General features: G+C 35.6%; 8 protein-coding genes. 1 reads left to right on the top strand and 7 read right to left on the bottom strand.

The window, feature by feature from the left end; all coding sequences use genetic code 11:
- Positions 1-75: 75 nt before the first annotated feature.
- The 3 genes from Q0983_RS18415 to Q0983_RS18405 form a co-directional block, all read right to left on the bottom strand.
- Positions 76-1,248: a hypothetical protein gene (locus Q0983_RS18415; protein WP_299556368.1), complete on the bottom strand. Its 1,173-nt coding sequence runs from the start codon at positions 1,246-1,248 to the stop codon at positions 76-78.
- An 88-nt stretch (positions 1,249-1,336) separates the two neighbouring features.
- Positions 1,337-2,809, bottom strand: a complete 1,473-nt coding sequence (locus tag Q0983_RS18410) for a RagB/SusD family nutrient uptake outer membrane protein (protein WP_299556366.1) — start codon at positions 2,807-2,809, stop codon at positions 1,337-1,339.
- A gap of 32 nt (positions 2,810-2,841) precedes the next feature.
- On the bottom strand, positions 2,842-5,925 hold the full coding sequence (locus tag Q0983_RS18405) for a TonB-dependent receptor (RefSeq protein ID WP_299556364.1): 3,084 nt from the start codon (positions 5,923-5,925) through the stop codon (positions 2,842-2,844).
- Between the two features lie 369 nt (positions 5,926-6,294).
- Here Q0983_RS18405 and Q0983_RS18400 point away from each other — a divergent pair, with 369 nt between their 5' ends.
- Entirely contained in the window at positions 6,295-10,296 is a 4,002-nt protein-coding gene (locus Q0983_RS18400) for a hybrid sensor histidine kinase/response regulator transcription factor (protein WP_299556362.1), read from the top strand.
- Between the two features lie 82 nt (positions 10,297-10,378).
- Here Q0983_RS18400 and Q0983_RS18395 read toward each other — a convergent pair whose 3' ends face one another.
- The 4 genes from Q0983_RS18395 to Q0983_RS18380 all read right to left on the bottom strand — a co-directional run bounded on the left by Q0983_RS18395 (position 10,379) and on the right by Q0983_RS18380 (position 16,376).
- A complete protein-coding gene (locus Q0983_RS18395) occupies positions 10,379-12,037 on the bottom strand; it encodes an arylsulfatase (protein ID WP_299556360.1) in 1,659 nt (552 codons plus the stop codon).
- Positions 12,038-12,054: 17 nt separating this feature from the next.
- The gene (locus tag Q0983_RS18390; protein ID WP_299556358.1) at positions 12,055-13,446 is read right to left on the bottom strand and encodes a sulfatase; all 1,392 of its coding nucleotides are present in this window, start codon (positions 13,444-13,446) and stop codon (positions 12,055-12,057) included.
- Positions 13,447-13,587: 141 nt separating this feature from the next.
- The gene (locus Q0983_RS18385) at positions 13,588-15,030 is read right to left on the bottom strand and encodes a sulfatase-like hydrolase/transferase (RefSeq protein ID WP_299556356.1); all 1,443 of its coding nucleotides are present in this window, start codon (positions 15,028-15,030) and stop codon (positions 13,588-13,590) included.
- Between the two features lie 44 nt (positions 15,031-15,074).
- A complete protein-coding gene (locus Q0983_RS18380) occupies positions 15,075-16,376 on the bottom strand; it encodes an arylsulfatase (protein ID WP_299556354.1) in 1,302 nt (433 codons plus the stop codon).
- Positions 16,377-16,434 lie beyond the last annotated feature (58 nt).

Here is a 16,434-nt window from a genome sequence, read left to right as displayed (position 1 = left end):
ATATATAATACGGTCAGCCTTATACCGAAAAGACCTATTGACGATAAGCAAATCAGCACAATTAAATAACCCGTTCTATTTTTGCTTTCTTGTTTTCCCTTCTCTTACGATGTCTAAAAAATCCTGAAAATGCAATGGGTTTGACGCTATATCACCATTTGGCTGCAATTTCAATGTAAATTGACAAAATATAGGATTTATAAACCATGTTGGTGAATTAGGGGTCATTGTTTTAGGACAACTCTGTTGTAAAAGCGGATATGTTGCCAGAACAACACCATACTTTTTAAATTTATCGTAATAGATTTTTAAGTTATGCTGCGGGTACCACGCCTGTGTACCAAAAAAATCTTCCCATTCCTGCTGAGACACACCATTTGTATTTGTATGTGTAAAATACTCGTATACTTTAAGATTTGGGTCATAATTATATTTTTTCAAAAATGCTTTTCCAGATTTATTTGCTGCAATAAGGTTATTTAACTTGGTATTGTACAACCTAAATAAGGAAAACTCAGGAACAATGATAGGTTTATCGGGCATAATGTTCCTGACAAACTTAAAAGACTCATCTATTTGTGCTGTGTCAGATATATGCAAATGCACGGCAAGACCCGTAATTTCATCACTTTTTTGGGCAAACTCAATCATTTGTATTACCCCGGGAATTTGTTGTTCTGTTTTCATAAAAAGCCTTGGAAACGACCCTACATACATATCTGGCCTTTCTAAACCAGCTTTTTTAAAGTAAGGATCAACAACATGGGTCATTAATCGTTCAGTAAATCTAATCAGGGGAACAACTCCTTCTTCATTTTCATAAAGGTCTTCTTTAAGCGTTTCTAAATTTGGCTCATTACCTAATTTAAATACTTTAATGTACCTAGCAACCTTGGACAGCATTTTTTCGGCATACTTAAAGTACAATTTCTCTTCATCAGAGTTTGGATCTGGAATCCTTTTGTTTCTTTTTTTAAAATCCCAGCGGTAGCCAAAAGCTACTTTGTAACCATATTCTCCTGCTTCTATTACTTTTTTTAAAGCCGTGTCGTTTTCTATATTAAGTACCCCGTCTACATAATCCAAAATTCTTGGAGTAGTCCTAACCCACTCTACTTCGGCTTTTTCTAAATACCTGAAATCAATAATTTCAGCATTATGATTGAAATTTGCACCTATTTCCTGACTTAACCCAATACAGGAAAAAAAGAAAAGACAGGTGATTTTAATTACCTTTCTGTAATACATATTGTTATTTTATAAAACTAAAGAAGGGAACAAATTTACACTTGCCCCCTTCCTAAAAACTAAATCAACTATTCAACTAAAACTTATTTTAATATCCCGGGTTTTGCTCGAGATTAGGATTGGCATTTACTTCTCCTTCCGGTATAGGCCACAAAACATGATGTGATTGCGCATTACGTCCTCTGGCAACTGCATTGGAAATAAGTGTGCCATGTCTTTTTAAGTCTTCCCAACGTTTACCTTCAGCCACAAATTCCCAACCACGTTCTCGCAATATCAAGTCTCGCAATACCTCTTTACTGGTCGCCTCGGCAGTAGTTAAATCTCCTAAATTGGCCCTGTTTCTCACCATATTTATTAAATCTAAAGCTTCCTGGGTTGGCCCGTTTAACTCATTTAACGCTTCGGCTCTGGATAATAAAATATCAGCATACCTTATGGGGCTCATATCAACACCTGCATTATTAGCAACTTGAGCATTATCAAAAAACTTAAGACATCTACTGTTGTTTGCCTGAGATCTTAAATCAACAAAAGCCCCGGAAGCGTTGTAATAATTTTGAATGATGGCTTGTAATCTTGCATCATTAGGATCATAAGAATCAACAAAAGCATCTTGTAAACGATATTGTGTTGCCCAATTTGCCATACCCGGTACCCACTCGAATTCCGGAATATTATCAGCGCGTCTAAACCCGGGAGGAAATGCTCCATTTTGATATACACTATTATTGCCTCCAACATTAATTCTTGGAAGGCCTATAACAGATTCTTTATTGCCTTCATTTTCAATAAAAAACTGCGCTCTAAAATCCGGAAATAACTCATAATAGTTTAAAGCCATTAATTGTTGTGTAGCTGTTACTACTTTTGCCCACTGCTTGGTATTCAATAAAAACTTAGTTAAAATACCTAAAGCATGTCCTTTTGTTGCTCTACCATACTGAGACTCCTGTCCGGGATTTGGCAAATCTGAAACAACGGCATTTAACTCGGTCTCAATAAATGTTAGCATCTCCTCTTCTGAGGCTCTTGGCAAATTCGCTTCTTGAACACTTAAATCTCCCGTGGTACGTAATGGTACCGTTCCAAAATAATTATACAACCAATAATAGGATGCAGCCCTCAAATATCTCGCTTCTGCCGCAAGTAATGCCTTTGGTCCTGCTTCAATATTAGCACTTTCAATATTATCTAAAACTACATTACAATTTCTTATGGCTCTGTATCTTGGCAACCATAAACTACCGTTAATCCAACCAGTAGAAGGGTCCCATGTATATTCCATAAATAATTGTAGGGTACGATTCTCTCCACCACCGGTATTCCACCCCATATCAGTACTTACCTCAGACATGTTTATTAAATTCTTCCGGAAATTAAGATTATCCTCTCTGTATGCATTACCCAAAACGCCCTCCATTCCTTCAATAGTTTGCAATACATTACCAGCAGCGAATTGTGCAGGTGGCACCAAATCCAGTTCACTATTACAACCAGCAGATGTGATTAGCACTGCTGCTATTGTAAAAACAAATTTGATAAATTTTCTATTTCTCATTTTTTATATTTTATTTAAATTATAACTTCTCATTAAAATTCAAGATTAAGTCCGAATAAATACGTTCTGGCAAAAGGATAGCCATTATAATCTATCCTAATGTTATTATCTCCTTGCGCATTAGCTGCCGGGTCTACTCCCGAATAGTCTGTAATTGTCGCCAAATTTTGTCCTGTAACATACACCATCAGACTGTTAATTCCTTTAATTTTCTGCACGGGTACATTATAAGATAACCGAACCGACTGCAAACGTATAAAAGAAGCATCTTCTACGGTTCTTGTGTTTACCTCAGTTCCACCTTGCGCATTAACAAAAGAAGGATATTCATTTGTTGGGTTATTTGGTGTCCATCTGTTTAAATATGGCTCTGCTGCCTTATTTCTTCTAAAATTAATTGGGTAATACGAATCTACTACGTTATTGTTGAGGGTACTAACGCCTTCAACACCTTCGATGAATATACTCAATCCTAAATCTCCGTATTTAAAATTGTTAGTCCAACCCCAGTTATAATCAGGGAATGGTTTTCCAATAATGGTTCTATCATCTCCATTAATTATACCATCGTCGTTAACATCCCTAAATTTTAAATCACCCGGTTCATTAGCGTTAGATACTACTGAAAAATCATCTCCCGTTTGCCATACACCATCCACAATGTAACCGTAAAATGAATTTAGGGGGTCGCCAACTCTTGTAATAGTAGCGTTTGAAACAAACCCCAGACCTCCGCGAATAATCGATTCTGCTTCGCCGATGTCTAAAACATTATTATTTACCGTGGTGATGTTAAAATTGGTATCCCAACTAAACGTATCGTTGGCAATAATATTGGCGCTTACAGTAAACTCAAAACCATAATTTTCCATGCTACCAATATTCTCGGTTACCGTTGAAAAACCAGTATTTGATGGAACTGGCCTGGCAAGTAGCAAGTCTTCAGTTCTTCTATTATAATAATCCAGGGACCCTGTAATTTTGTTGTTCCAAAGTCCAAAATCTACACCTACATCCAACTGATTTGCAGCTTCCCATTTTAAAGCGGGATTGGGAATTCTTGATGGATTTAATGTAACAAACCTGTCATCGTCAAATTGAACGGTAGCAGCCGTATTAAACGTACTTAAAAATAAATAGTTGGCAATACTAGCATTACCAATACTACCATAACTAGCACGCAATTTTAACTCGGAAATGGTATTACTATCGGCTAAAAAGTCTTCATTTTGCATTTTCCATGCTACCGCTCCTGAAGGGAAATACCCCCATTTGTTGTCTGGTCCGAAACGAGATGAGCCATCAGCTCTTATCGATGCTGTAATTAAGTATTTATCATTTAGCGAATAATTTACTCTACCCAAATAAGAGATGAAAGTAGCTTGTTGTTTACCACTACCCAATCCATTTAATAACGGATCGCCACTACCGATAGCATTTGTTCTTAAATCAGGCAGTGCAAACCCCTGAGCATTTCCATTAAAGGTTTGAGACACAAATTTTTCATAAGTCGCACCAAAAACCGCATTAAGGTTATCGTCTCCAAAATCTTCGTTATAGTTTACTGTCCCTTCTACAAGATAATAGTCTGTCCTACCCGTTAAAATAGAGGCAATACCACCTTGCCCGGCTCCAGTTAAGGTAATTGGGTCCACCCAGGTATCACGTCTGGTATTATTTACGTCTGCCCCTAACTTTCCTTTAACGGATAAGGTTGGTTTAAAAAAATATTCGCCATAAATATTACCGAATGTTCTAAACGAATTTTGTGTTGATTCTTCTCCATCTAAAAGTGCTAATGGGTTATCAATTTGAGGCCCAACAAATGCAGACTGCGTATAATTACCGTTTTCATCAAATGGTAATACTGTAGGGTCATAATTAAGTGCAGAATAAACGGCGCCGGCGCCTTCGTTTAATCCTGTACCGTTTGAGGCATAATCATCATAGATGTATGATGTATTTAAATTAAAGCCAAAGGCATATTTTTTATCGTCCCTAACATCAATATTGATTCTGGCATTATATCGTCTAACTCCAGAGTTTTTTACAACCCCGTCCTGATCAAAATAGTTTATAGAACCAAAATAGGTAGCTTTACCTGCACCTCCGGAAACAGATATGTTATGATTTTGCATAAAGGCATCTCTATATAGTAAGTCCTGCCAATCGGTACCTTCTCCTTGAATTTCCGTAACACGCTGACTTGGACTTCCACCGCCTAAATCGATTATGGCATTAAGTACATCCCTGTACTGAGTTGGTGTTAATACTTCAAGCCTATTAGCTACCGTTTGAAGCCCAATGTAGGAGTCATAATTCACTTTCATTTTTCCCGCTCTACCATTCTTTGTAGTAATTAATACAACACCATTTGAACCCCTTGCTCCATAAATAGCCGTTGAGGAAGCATCTTTTAAAATTTCAATCGATTCAATATCAGATGGATTTAATGCGTTTAGTGGATTACGTGGATTTTGATTACCAACAAAACCCGAACCCGTACCTGTTACCGGCGCTACATTATTTGATGGCACACCATCAATAACATATAGCGGATCATTACCAGCAGTAATAGAACTAGCTCCACGAATGTTAATAGCCATGGCACTTCCAGGCTGCCCACTCTTTTGATAAATCTGCACACCTGCGGCACGCCCCTGTAAGGCTTGTTCTACAGACACATTAGCTCCGGGAGTAAAATCTTCGGCTTTAACAGAGGTCACAGCACCCGTTAAATCACTTTTCTTAACCGTACCGTAACCAATAACCACAACTTCATCAAGTAATTGGGAGTCTTCTGCTAAAACAACGTTAATGCTTGTTCTTCCATTGACATTAATTTCCTGGGTTACAAATCCAATATAGCTAATTTCTAAAATGGCATTTGATTCAACATTGTTTATTGTAAAATTACCATCAAAATCCGTTTGGGCACCATTTGTTGTTCCCTTAACCACAACATTTGCCCCCGGCAAAGGCAGCTTTTCTTTTTCAGAAGTTACCACACCAGAAACGCTAATATTCTGTGCCACCAGCAACGTACTGAAAGTTAAGGATAGTATTAGAATACAGCCCCTAATAGCCCTTGATTGTTTGAGTAAACTTTTTTTCATAATTTTTAGTTTGGTTTGACATTATTTAGTTTTAGAATTTATCCCCTACAAATATGTTTAAAACACCCTGGTAAATATGTCCATTTTAAGAAATGGATTAACATCCACATACTTTTAATTAATTTAGCACCACTTTTATCATCACAAGAATTTATTGACAAAATCACAATAATCTCTTAAAAAAACATATATTTCATCTTTTAAACAGGCATAACACTACGAAATACGTAATAATATTAATATATTGGCAAAGCATCAATCTAGACTTTTGTCTTTCAATGCAGCACAAATGTTTAATTTCAATGATCTATGAGAAAATATATTTTAGATTGACAACTATCTCTTGAATAATTAAAAAACAATATTTAGATGTATAGGTATTTTATCCTTTTTTCTTTGTTACTATTCCAACCTAAACTATGGAGTCAAAAAGTTCAGTTTGAACATTTAAAAGTGCCATTATCCCATAATACTGTTTATGACATTACCAAAGATGAAGATGGACTCATGTGGTTTGCAACCCGGGAAGGATTAAACTCATATGATAGTCACTATTTAAAAACTTATTATTCAACAAATGAAAAAGACTCCACAGGCAACAGCCTAACAAGTAGCGAAATAAGCTGTTTATTACCTGTGAAGACAGGCCTTTATGTAGGGACGTCAAAAGGTTTAAATCATTACATTAAAGAATCTGACAGCTTTGAATCGATAAAACTAAGCACCTCAGAAAGTCCTTTTATTAATTTACTTTATAAAAATAATGTCGGCTCTGTTTTTGTAGGAACTACGCGGGGCCTGTACATTATTGATCAAAACAATATTGCAACAAAGCTCATTAACAATGGTAATATTAGATCGATTTGTAATTATAAAACAAATGTGTATTGGTTAATTAAGAATAATACTTTATTACTAATTAATAATGTAGGTGAAACCGTAAAAATATTTAACCCAAACACAATCGATGCAGAAAATGAAAACTCCTTTCTTCAAACTATTTTTAAGGATAGCAATGGCACAACCTGGTTAGGCACAACTTCCGGCCTATTTTTTTTCAATGAGTCTAAAGAATCATTCATTTCAGTACCACTGAGTTTTAATAGCACCATTGAATCAAAAGTTATAAGAAAAATAGCGGAGGATGGAGACAAAAACTTATGGCTTGGAACAGAATTGGGCATTTACACCTATAATTTAAAGACTAAATCCATATCCCATCATCGGCAATCTTTTAACAAAAGCTTAAACTTGTTATCAGATAAATCAATTTACTCTTTATATTTTGATGATGAAGGCATTATGTGGGTTGGCACCTATTTTGGCGGCATAAATTATACTAAGCCACAAGGTATTGGTTTTCAAAAATTACTGCCAGGGCAAAGAACTATTTCCGGGAAAGCCATAAGTGATATTATTCAAGATAGCACGGGACGAATATGGATTGGAACAGAAGACTCCGGCATTACAATTTTTGACAAAAAAAACTTTTCATTCGGATACTTAAGAGATTTAGACGGTCTTAACAGTAATAATATACACTCATTGCTCCAGGATTCCAACCATAATATTTGGATTGGTACTTTTTTAGGCGGACTAAATAAGTACAACACAAAAACCGAGACCATCACTAATTATACAAATATCAAAGGAGATAGCACATCAATATCCAATAATTTTGTATATGCCTTACTCGAGGATCGCAATCAAAATTTATGGATTGGCACCCAAAATGGGCTAAATATTTATAACCCCGGTAAAAACACATTTTCCAGATTTAAAGCAAATACTTTCACTAACAAATTTGTTTATGATTTAATTGAAGACCACAAAAACAATATATGGATCTGCACCAGATATAATGGCATTTTTAAATACAACACTTTAAAAGACACCTTACAACATTATACTTTCGATGCCACTAATCAATTTGTAAGTGCTTATCAGGACAAAAAAAGCAATATTTGGTTCGGTTCTTTAGAAGGAGGCGTTTTAAAATACAACTACGAAAACGAGGTTTTTGCATTTATTACCCAAAAAGATGGGCTACCAAACAACAACGTATATGGAGCAATTGAAGATAAAAATGGTATAATGTGGCTAACTTCAAACAAGGGTTTGTCTCGCTATAATGACAACACAGGTGAAATAATGAATTTTAACGGCAATAATGGCTTATCTACCAATCAGTTCAATTTCAAATCATTATTTCAGGATACGGATGGCTGGTTATATTTTGGCTCAACTTATGGTTTAAATTATTTTCACCCGGATAGTCTTAATATACACGTTAAAAGTCCAAAAATCATGTTTACAGATTTTAAACTATTTAACAAAGAAATCCCCGTTTCAGACAACGGTATTCTAAAACAAAACATTGACCGAACAAAGGAAATAACTTTAGATTATTCCCAAAATGTAATGACCATTGGATTTACTTCTTTAAATTATCAATCTAATATCAGTACTAATTTTGAGTATCTTTTAGAAGGCTTTGAAACCAATTGGAACCGTGTAGGCAACCAAAGAAGTGCCACCTACACAAACTTATCTCCGGGCCAATATACATTTAAAGTAAGAACCTATCCCGTTGCAAAGGGATCAAACGAAAAACAAATTGTGTTAAATATCAACCCTCCTTTTTGGCAAAGTAATTGGGCCATTTTAATTTATTTTATTCTTTTAATATCGGCTGTAATAGCTTATTCTAAGTTTATAAAGTTTGTCCACAAGCAAAAATTAGCAGTTCAGCTACAAATAGTTGAAAAAGAAAAAATAAAAGAAGTAAACTTACACAAGCTAAATTTTTTCACTTTCATAACTCACGAATTAAAAACACCTCTGACAATTATATTAGCTTCAATAGAGAATTATTTTCAACAACGTATTTCACCAAACCCTCCTGAAGAATTAATTTCCATTAAGAAAAACGCCAGAAAACTCCACCAACTTATCATGCAATTAATGGAGTTCAGAAAAACTGAAACTTCCCATGCCAAACTTGAGTTGAAAAACGGAGATATTATGTTGTTTTTAAAAGACACATTCAATGCCTTCATTCCTCTTTTTGAAAACAAAAGCATTGAGCACGAATTTAAACACAACTTCAGGCAATACAAGTGTTATTTTGACCCAAATAAACTGGAAATGATTTTTACCAATATACTGTCTAATGCAATAAAATATACTGACGAGAATGGCAAGGTTCAGGTCCATATTGAAATTGCTAACAAACTGGACCTTCAACAAAGAGCCATATTAAAAATTACGGTAAAAGACTCAGGAAAAGGCATGACAGATAAAGAAATTGAGAACGTATTTACTCCCTTTTATAAAGCCAAAAAACAAGATTTCGGAACAGAGGGATCCGGACTAGGTTTGGCACTTGTAAAAAGCCTGGTAACTTTTCTGGAAGGTTCTATAGCGGTTAAAAGCAATAACGGATCTGAGTTTATTGTTCAAATACCTCTTATCCTCAAGAATCACTCAAAAGAGACTATTGAAAAAATTAACGGCAATCGAAACATTGACATTAAACCAGATTTACTATTGAATAATGAGCAATTTGTCTACTCCGAAGATATTCAAGGTCCAATAAAAGAATTGAGCCTATTAATTGTAGAGGATAATAAGGAACTTATTAAATTTTTGAGCAAACATTTTTCAAATAAATTTAAAGTAATTTCTGCAAAAGACGGTTTAGATGCACTATCCAAATTAGAGCGTTATTATCCGGATTTAATAATATCGGATATTAAAATGCCTAATATGAATGGCATTGTCTTGTGCAAAAAAGTAAAATCAAACACATCTACCGCCCATATACCATTTATACTTTTAACCGCGCGAACTGAAGAAACGCAAAAAATAGAAGGATTAAGTGTGGGGGCAGACGCATACATATCTAAGCCATTCAATTTGAATGAATTGGACTTTTTAGTCAATAATTTATTATCTAGTAATAAAAGTTTTAAAAGTAGATTTTCTAATCTAAATTTTGGAAACCAACAAGACATACCAACAAACAATAGTGACATTGAGTTTATCAAAAAAATAACCACGTTAGTAGAATCTAACTATCAAGACCCGAGTTTTAACATACAAAATCTAGCAAAAAAAGCAGGTATAAGCCGTTCGTTACTTCATATTAAAATGAAAAAAATTATGAAAACAAACGCTTCGGATTTTATAAAGAAAGTACGACTTAACAAAGCCATTGAGCTAATGAATCAGGGGAAGCAAATTTCGGAAGTAGCCTTTAAAGTTGGTTATAACGACCCCAATTACTTTAGTAGAGTTTTCAAAAAGGAATACAGCGTATCACCGACAAATTATTTAGAAAGCAAAGAGAATCATTTAACTGAAAATTAATAATGGAGCTCTTTAAGGCATCATTAGTAGGTTTTATAAATTGATAAGACTAAATTGGCTCGTATTACAACACATTTATCAATTATTTCTTTTTTTTTGCTGATTTTCTTTTTTCCGCTTTTATTTTAAGTACTTCGTGATACGGCAGTACATTTATGGTACTAGCCCAATTATTGTACATAGCAATCATTTCATTTGTCTTTTCAGGCATTTCAACAGCAAGATTATTCGTTTCGGTTCTATCAGATTCGAGGTCGAATAATTCCCAATTGTCATCTCTGTTTCTTTCCCAATCCTTTACAAGCTTAAAATTTCCCAGTCGTACAGCAGCATTACCCTGATGTTCAAAAAAAATTGGTTCAGTGTGAATTTGTTTTGATCCATCTAAAAACAAAGGCTTAAGACTTTTACCGGCGTGGGAAGTAATCCTGTTCCCATTAAATTCTTTTGGATATTCGGCATTAGCGATGTCAAGACACGTAGCCATTATATCAGGTAAAAAACCATACTTATTAATAACAGAACCTTTTTTATTTTTTGGAATACCATTGGGCCAATGCACAATAAACGGTGTACCTATCCCCCCTTCGTGAACCCAATGTTTATACATTCTATAGGGTGTGTTTGAAGCATTGGCCCAAGCTTTCCCATAAGACAGATAATACCCTTCTTTCGTTTCTAAAAGTTCCGGTTTTCCCCAACCCAGCATACCTCCTTCTGCACAAGCACCGTTATCGTTTAAGAACATGATAATCGTATTATCGTAAAGTCCTTTCACTTTTAAATGATCTACTAAACGCCCGATGTTCTGATCCATCCTATCAATCATCGCTGCATAAATGGCCATACGCAAATCCATTTCTTTTTTCTTTACATCTGAAAGTGAATCCCATGCAACGATGCCATCTCCTTCAGACAAACCCCAGGAGGCATCTATTAGCCCCATAGTTTTCATTCGTTCATATCGCCTGGCGCGCAACTTTTCCCAACCTTCCATATACTTGCCTCTGTATTTATCAATATCCTCTTTGGGAGCTTGCAAAGGCCAATGTGGTGCATTATAGGCTAAATATAAAAAGAACGGTTGGGTTTTATCTTTGGCTCGAGCCTTATCAATGTACTCAATAGCTTTATTTGTAAACGCATCCGTTGTATAATAATTTTCATCAGTAATGGTAATGCCTTCATTCCCTTCGGTGATACCCCTGGGGTGTTCGGGTTTAAAAAAGTTTCCTGCTCCGGCAATATATCCATAGTATTGATCAAAACCACGCTGCACGGGCCATTGGTTTTTGTCATTATACCCTAAATGCCACTTCCCTGTCATTAAAGTAGCATAACCTGCCCTTTTTAGTACTTCTGCAATAGTAACAGTATTATGGTTAAGCTTTCCTGTATATTCCGGAACTCCCAAATCTTCTGCCGTTGGGGCCCCTGGAGGGTTGGTCATAAGTCCAATACCTGCTTGCTGAGGGTAACACCCAGTCATTAATGAGGCTCTTGTTGGGCAACATCTTGCGGTGTTATAAAACTGCGTGAATTTTAAACCACCTTGTGCTAATTCGGTTAGGTTAGGTGTACTGATTTCGCCTCCGTATGGCGCAATATCCGAATATCCCATATCGTCAGACATGATCAAAATGATATTAGGGCGCTCATTAATTATCGTATCAGATTTTTTTTCTTGTTCACAAGAAAATAAGCTCAAAATTAGAGCAACTAATAATATGTTATTTGGCATCTTTATATTTTTTTATGTTAAGTTTTGTCTTTGATTTTTTTCTCCTTTAGTACTTGGTCATGAGATTTCCAATTTCTTTCTCCCATTTGCCTATTTAAGGCATCCATTTCAGTAGCTAATCCTTTATCCCCTTGTTGTTTCATCCAGTTATCCAACTCATCAGATAGTTTTTCTTTTACGCTTGTCATTTCCGGATCTCCTATTAAATTATGTTTTTGGTAGGGATCTTTCTCTATGTCATACAGTTCTTCAAAAGGTCTTTTTTTATATTTCTTAACCCAATCTAATTCCTCTTCAGATGCCGTATTTGCCAACCATGTTTTGTAAATTTTATACTTGACAGTAACCATGTTATAAAAATTGGCTTCATATTTCAAGTTTCGGATGTACAAATATTTTTTAGACCTAACAGAACGAACTGGATACGCTTCAGAACCGTTATAGATACCTCTTGTGGTTTGAATACCATAAGTATATTTTCTGTGATCGTTTGATTTGCCCAATAACGCTGACAAAAAGCTTTTTCCGTCAAACTCTGTTTTACCGTTAGCATCAGTAATTCCCGTATTAATTTTATCAGGATTTTTACCAACGGCTTCGAGTAAAGTTGGAATAATATCAACATACTGCGTAGCGGCACCATTTCTTGTTGCCGGCTTGATATGTTTTGGCCATTTTGCGATAAATGCCGTTTTTAAACCCATATCATAACACGTCCATTTCCCAAACGGATAAGAATACCCCTGCTCACTTGTAAAAATAGAGATGGTATTTTCTTCTTTACCAGCTTGTTTTACATAATCTAAAGTTTTACCTAAAAGGCTGTCCATATAAGTAATTTCAGCGTAGTATTGCGTTAATCCTTCTCTTGTTTCAGAATGGTCTATCATGTATTCAGGAATGGTTAACTTATCTGGATTGTACCTGGATTTATCTCCTCTATTCCAAGGTGTATGTGGTTGATTTTGAGCAATTATTAAAAAGAAAGGTTGATTTGAATTAACAATAGGCTCTACTTTCTCTAATTGTATATCCGCTCCGTTTTCTCCGCTATCGTGCTGTCTGCCTCCTAAATATTCAATAGGAAATGATTCATCAGGACCATAATGTTGTTTCCCTATTAACACAACTCGATAGCCTAAATCCTTAAAATAATGTGCAAAACTTTTTACACCGTCATAAACTCCGGAATGATTGGGAAATGCACCACTTCTTGCAGGATAAAGTCCTGTCATCAGTTGTTGCCTGGTTGGAGCACACATTGCTGTTGAGGTAAACATATTATCAAAACATATGCCCTCGTTAGCCAATTTTTGAATGTGTGGCGTATACACATCTCTATTACCATATGGTGAGCAATCGCTAAAAGTCATATCGTCACCTAAAAAAAGAACAATGTTTGGTTTCATTTTATTTTGATAGAGTTCTCCATCAGTTTTAGGCTTACACGCACTTAACATAAAGACAAATGAGCATAAACCCCATACTACAACCCTTAATACATATTTAATCATTATAATGAACGTTATTACTTTTTGTGACAATCGAAATTACGGTAGATTTTTACTATAGATACTTTTCTCAATTTGATGAGGATAGTTCTCATACCAATTAATCAATTCCTTTTTGAGTTCTTCTACTTTCTCAGTATTGGTGGCAACCAAATTATTGTTTTCACCTTCATCCTCTACCACGTTGAACAATTGCAGATCACTCCCATCAATATTCATTAATAATTTGTAATCCCCTTTTCTAATTACTAAATCCGGATTATCTATTCCATGATAGCCAGGCCTATCCGGTGGACGAATCCAAAACAACGATTTATCTCTTATTGGCTCTTTAATTCCTAAAACGGCATCTGTCATATTAACACCATCATATTCTACTCCAGGTTGTAAATTTGCACCGGCAATATCCATAAAAACAAGTGGTAAATCTACGGCAGCAACAACCGTTTTGTTGTTGATTTTTCCTTGTGGAATTTTTCCGGGCCACCAGGCAATAAAAGGTTCTTTAATGCCACCTTCATAAGTCCATACCTTAGCACCACGCAGGGGTAATGCATCATTAACCTTTTCATCAGGTCCATTATCACTTGACAAAACAATCAAGGTATTAGATGCCAATTTGGGGTTGTTTTTAATGTAGCTAAACAAACGTCCCATCTGTGAATCCATTTCCTGAATAACCCCTAAAAATCTTGCTTTGGTACTTAAATCGCCTCTTAATGCTTTGGGTGGCTCTAAGGGGGTATGGATATCATCTGGCCAAAGGTTAATATAAAAAGGCTTTCCTTCATTTTCAGCATTATCCATGGCTTTTATCGTTCTATCTACAAACACTTTTGTAAAGTTTTCCCTTTTTTCCCAATGCACTTCACCTCTTCCCAAAGCAGCCGATTGTTTTTCTAATCCTCTAGTTCCTCCAGGAAAATCAAAAGTTTCATAAGTAGCTAAATACCTTTCACCAAGTCCTTCAAATTGGGTAACTGATTCGTCAAAACCATATTCTGTAATTAACGGGGCATCGGCAATATCCCTTCCTCCCCCCATATGCCATTTACCAATATGAGCGGTGTAATACCCTGCCTGTTTTAATTGCCTTGCAACAGATGGTGCCTTAGTATCTAAATAATCCTTTATGCCCCTATTTCGGTTTCTTTTGCTATCAGCAATATAAGATGTTATTCCCCACCTTGAAGGAAATTGTCCTGTAGTTACAGCTACTCTTGATGGTGAACAAATAGGTGAATTAACATAAAACTGTTTAACTCTCAGGCCTTCTCGGGCTAGCTTATCTATATTAGGTGTAATGACTTCTTCGTTTCCATAAATACCCAAGTCACCATAGCCCATATCATCAATAAAGACAAATAAAATATTTGGTTTGGGTATTTCTTCTTCTTTATCTTTTTTAATTTCAAAGCCACCTTTACAACCCAAGAAAAAAGTTAATACAAGTAACATTGTAATTGAAGCTTGTCTTTTCATCTATTTTTTAGTTTATCTTAAAAACAAAGGTTTGAAATTAAACGTTATCGGGGCATTTTCCACTCTCTTGGGGGCAGCCATTCTTTTGGCTCTCTTTTATATTCACCCTTTTCTATGGTTTTAAAAGAATCTGCTACTGCTAGTAAATCCTGATATACTTCCGGATACTCTTCTTCTACATTATTTGTCTCACTAATATCCTCACTAATCTTGAATAACTCACCCCTTACTAATTTAAAAGTATCGTTCACCACAGCTTTATTACCTAAATATAAATTGCGCTTGGGTAGTTTTTCACCTTCTAATCTTGATTTTACTGAAATTCCATCCATTTCATGTTCCGGCTTTTTGATAACCATGTCAGCCAAAGTGGGGAACACATCAATATAGCTTACAACCTGGTTTACTTCTTGAAACTTATTCTTAACACCAATACCTTTTAACATAGACACTACGCGCACGCCGCCTTCCCATTCGGTATGTTTCTGCCCACGTAACGGTTTGTTGTTGCCACCAAAATATTCTACACCACCATTATCGCTAAAAAACCAGATTATGGTATTATCATACAAGCCTTCTTTTTTTAAATAATCAACAATGTTTCCAATGGAATAATCCAATGAACTTACCATAGCCGAAAAGGTCTGCCTTAAATTGTTCCCTCTACCTTGTTTTCCATAAATTTCCTTTTCCCTTTCCTGTCCGGCCATTCCACCAACCGGAAAATCTTCATGATCTGCTTGTGGATCGTATCCGTATTTAAGCAATTCTTCTTGTTTTGCCTGCATTGGTGAGTGCGGTGCATTAAAAGCTACATAAGCGAAAAAAGGAGACCTGGTTTTTACACTGTCTATATACCTTATAACTTCTTTTTCTACCAAATCCGTTGAATACCCCTTATCATATGATGTATTGAAGTTTTTATGCCAATCGAGCTCGGCATTTCGTTTATGTGTAAAATAATCTATAGCTCCATTGTAATGGCCGTAAAAATAATTGAACCCCTGGTTTAACGGATGAAATTTTATGCTGGAATGCCCCAAATGCCATTTACCAAAAGCAGCTCTATTATTGTAACCATAGTTTGCCAAATACTCTGGAAATGTTATTTCTTCCGGAGGAAGCCCATTTTTTGTTGGAGGTGAAATCACCCCATAACGCATACCGAAACGGTTTGGGTATTTGCCCGTCATGAAACCAGCTCTTGTTGGGGAACATTTGGGAGTTACGTAAAAACGGTTGAACACATAAGAATCTGTAGCCAACTCATCTATGTTTGGGGTACTTATGTCGCTTCCATGAAAACTCACATCGTTCCAACCTAAATCATCCCCTACGATTACCATAATATTGGGCTTAGACAAGAAGGGCTTAACAGTGTCCTGTTCTTGGTTATTTTTACAA

Source organism: Seonamhaeicola sp. (genome assembly GCF_028281565.1).
Taxonomy (GTDB): domain Bacteria; phylum Bacteroidota; class Bacteroidia; order Flavobacteriales; family Flavobacteriaceae; genus Seonamhaeicola.
This window is presented reverse-complemented; position numbering and strand designations above follow the sequence as displayed.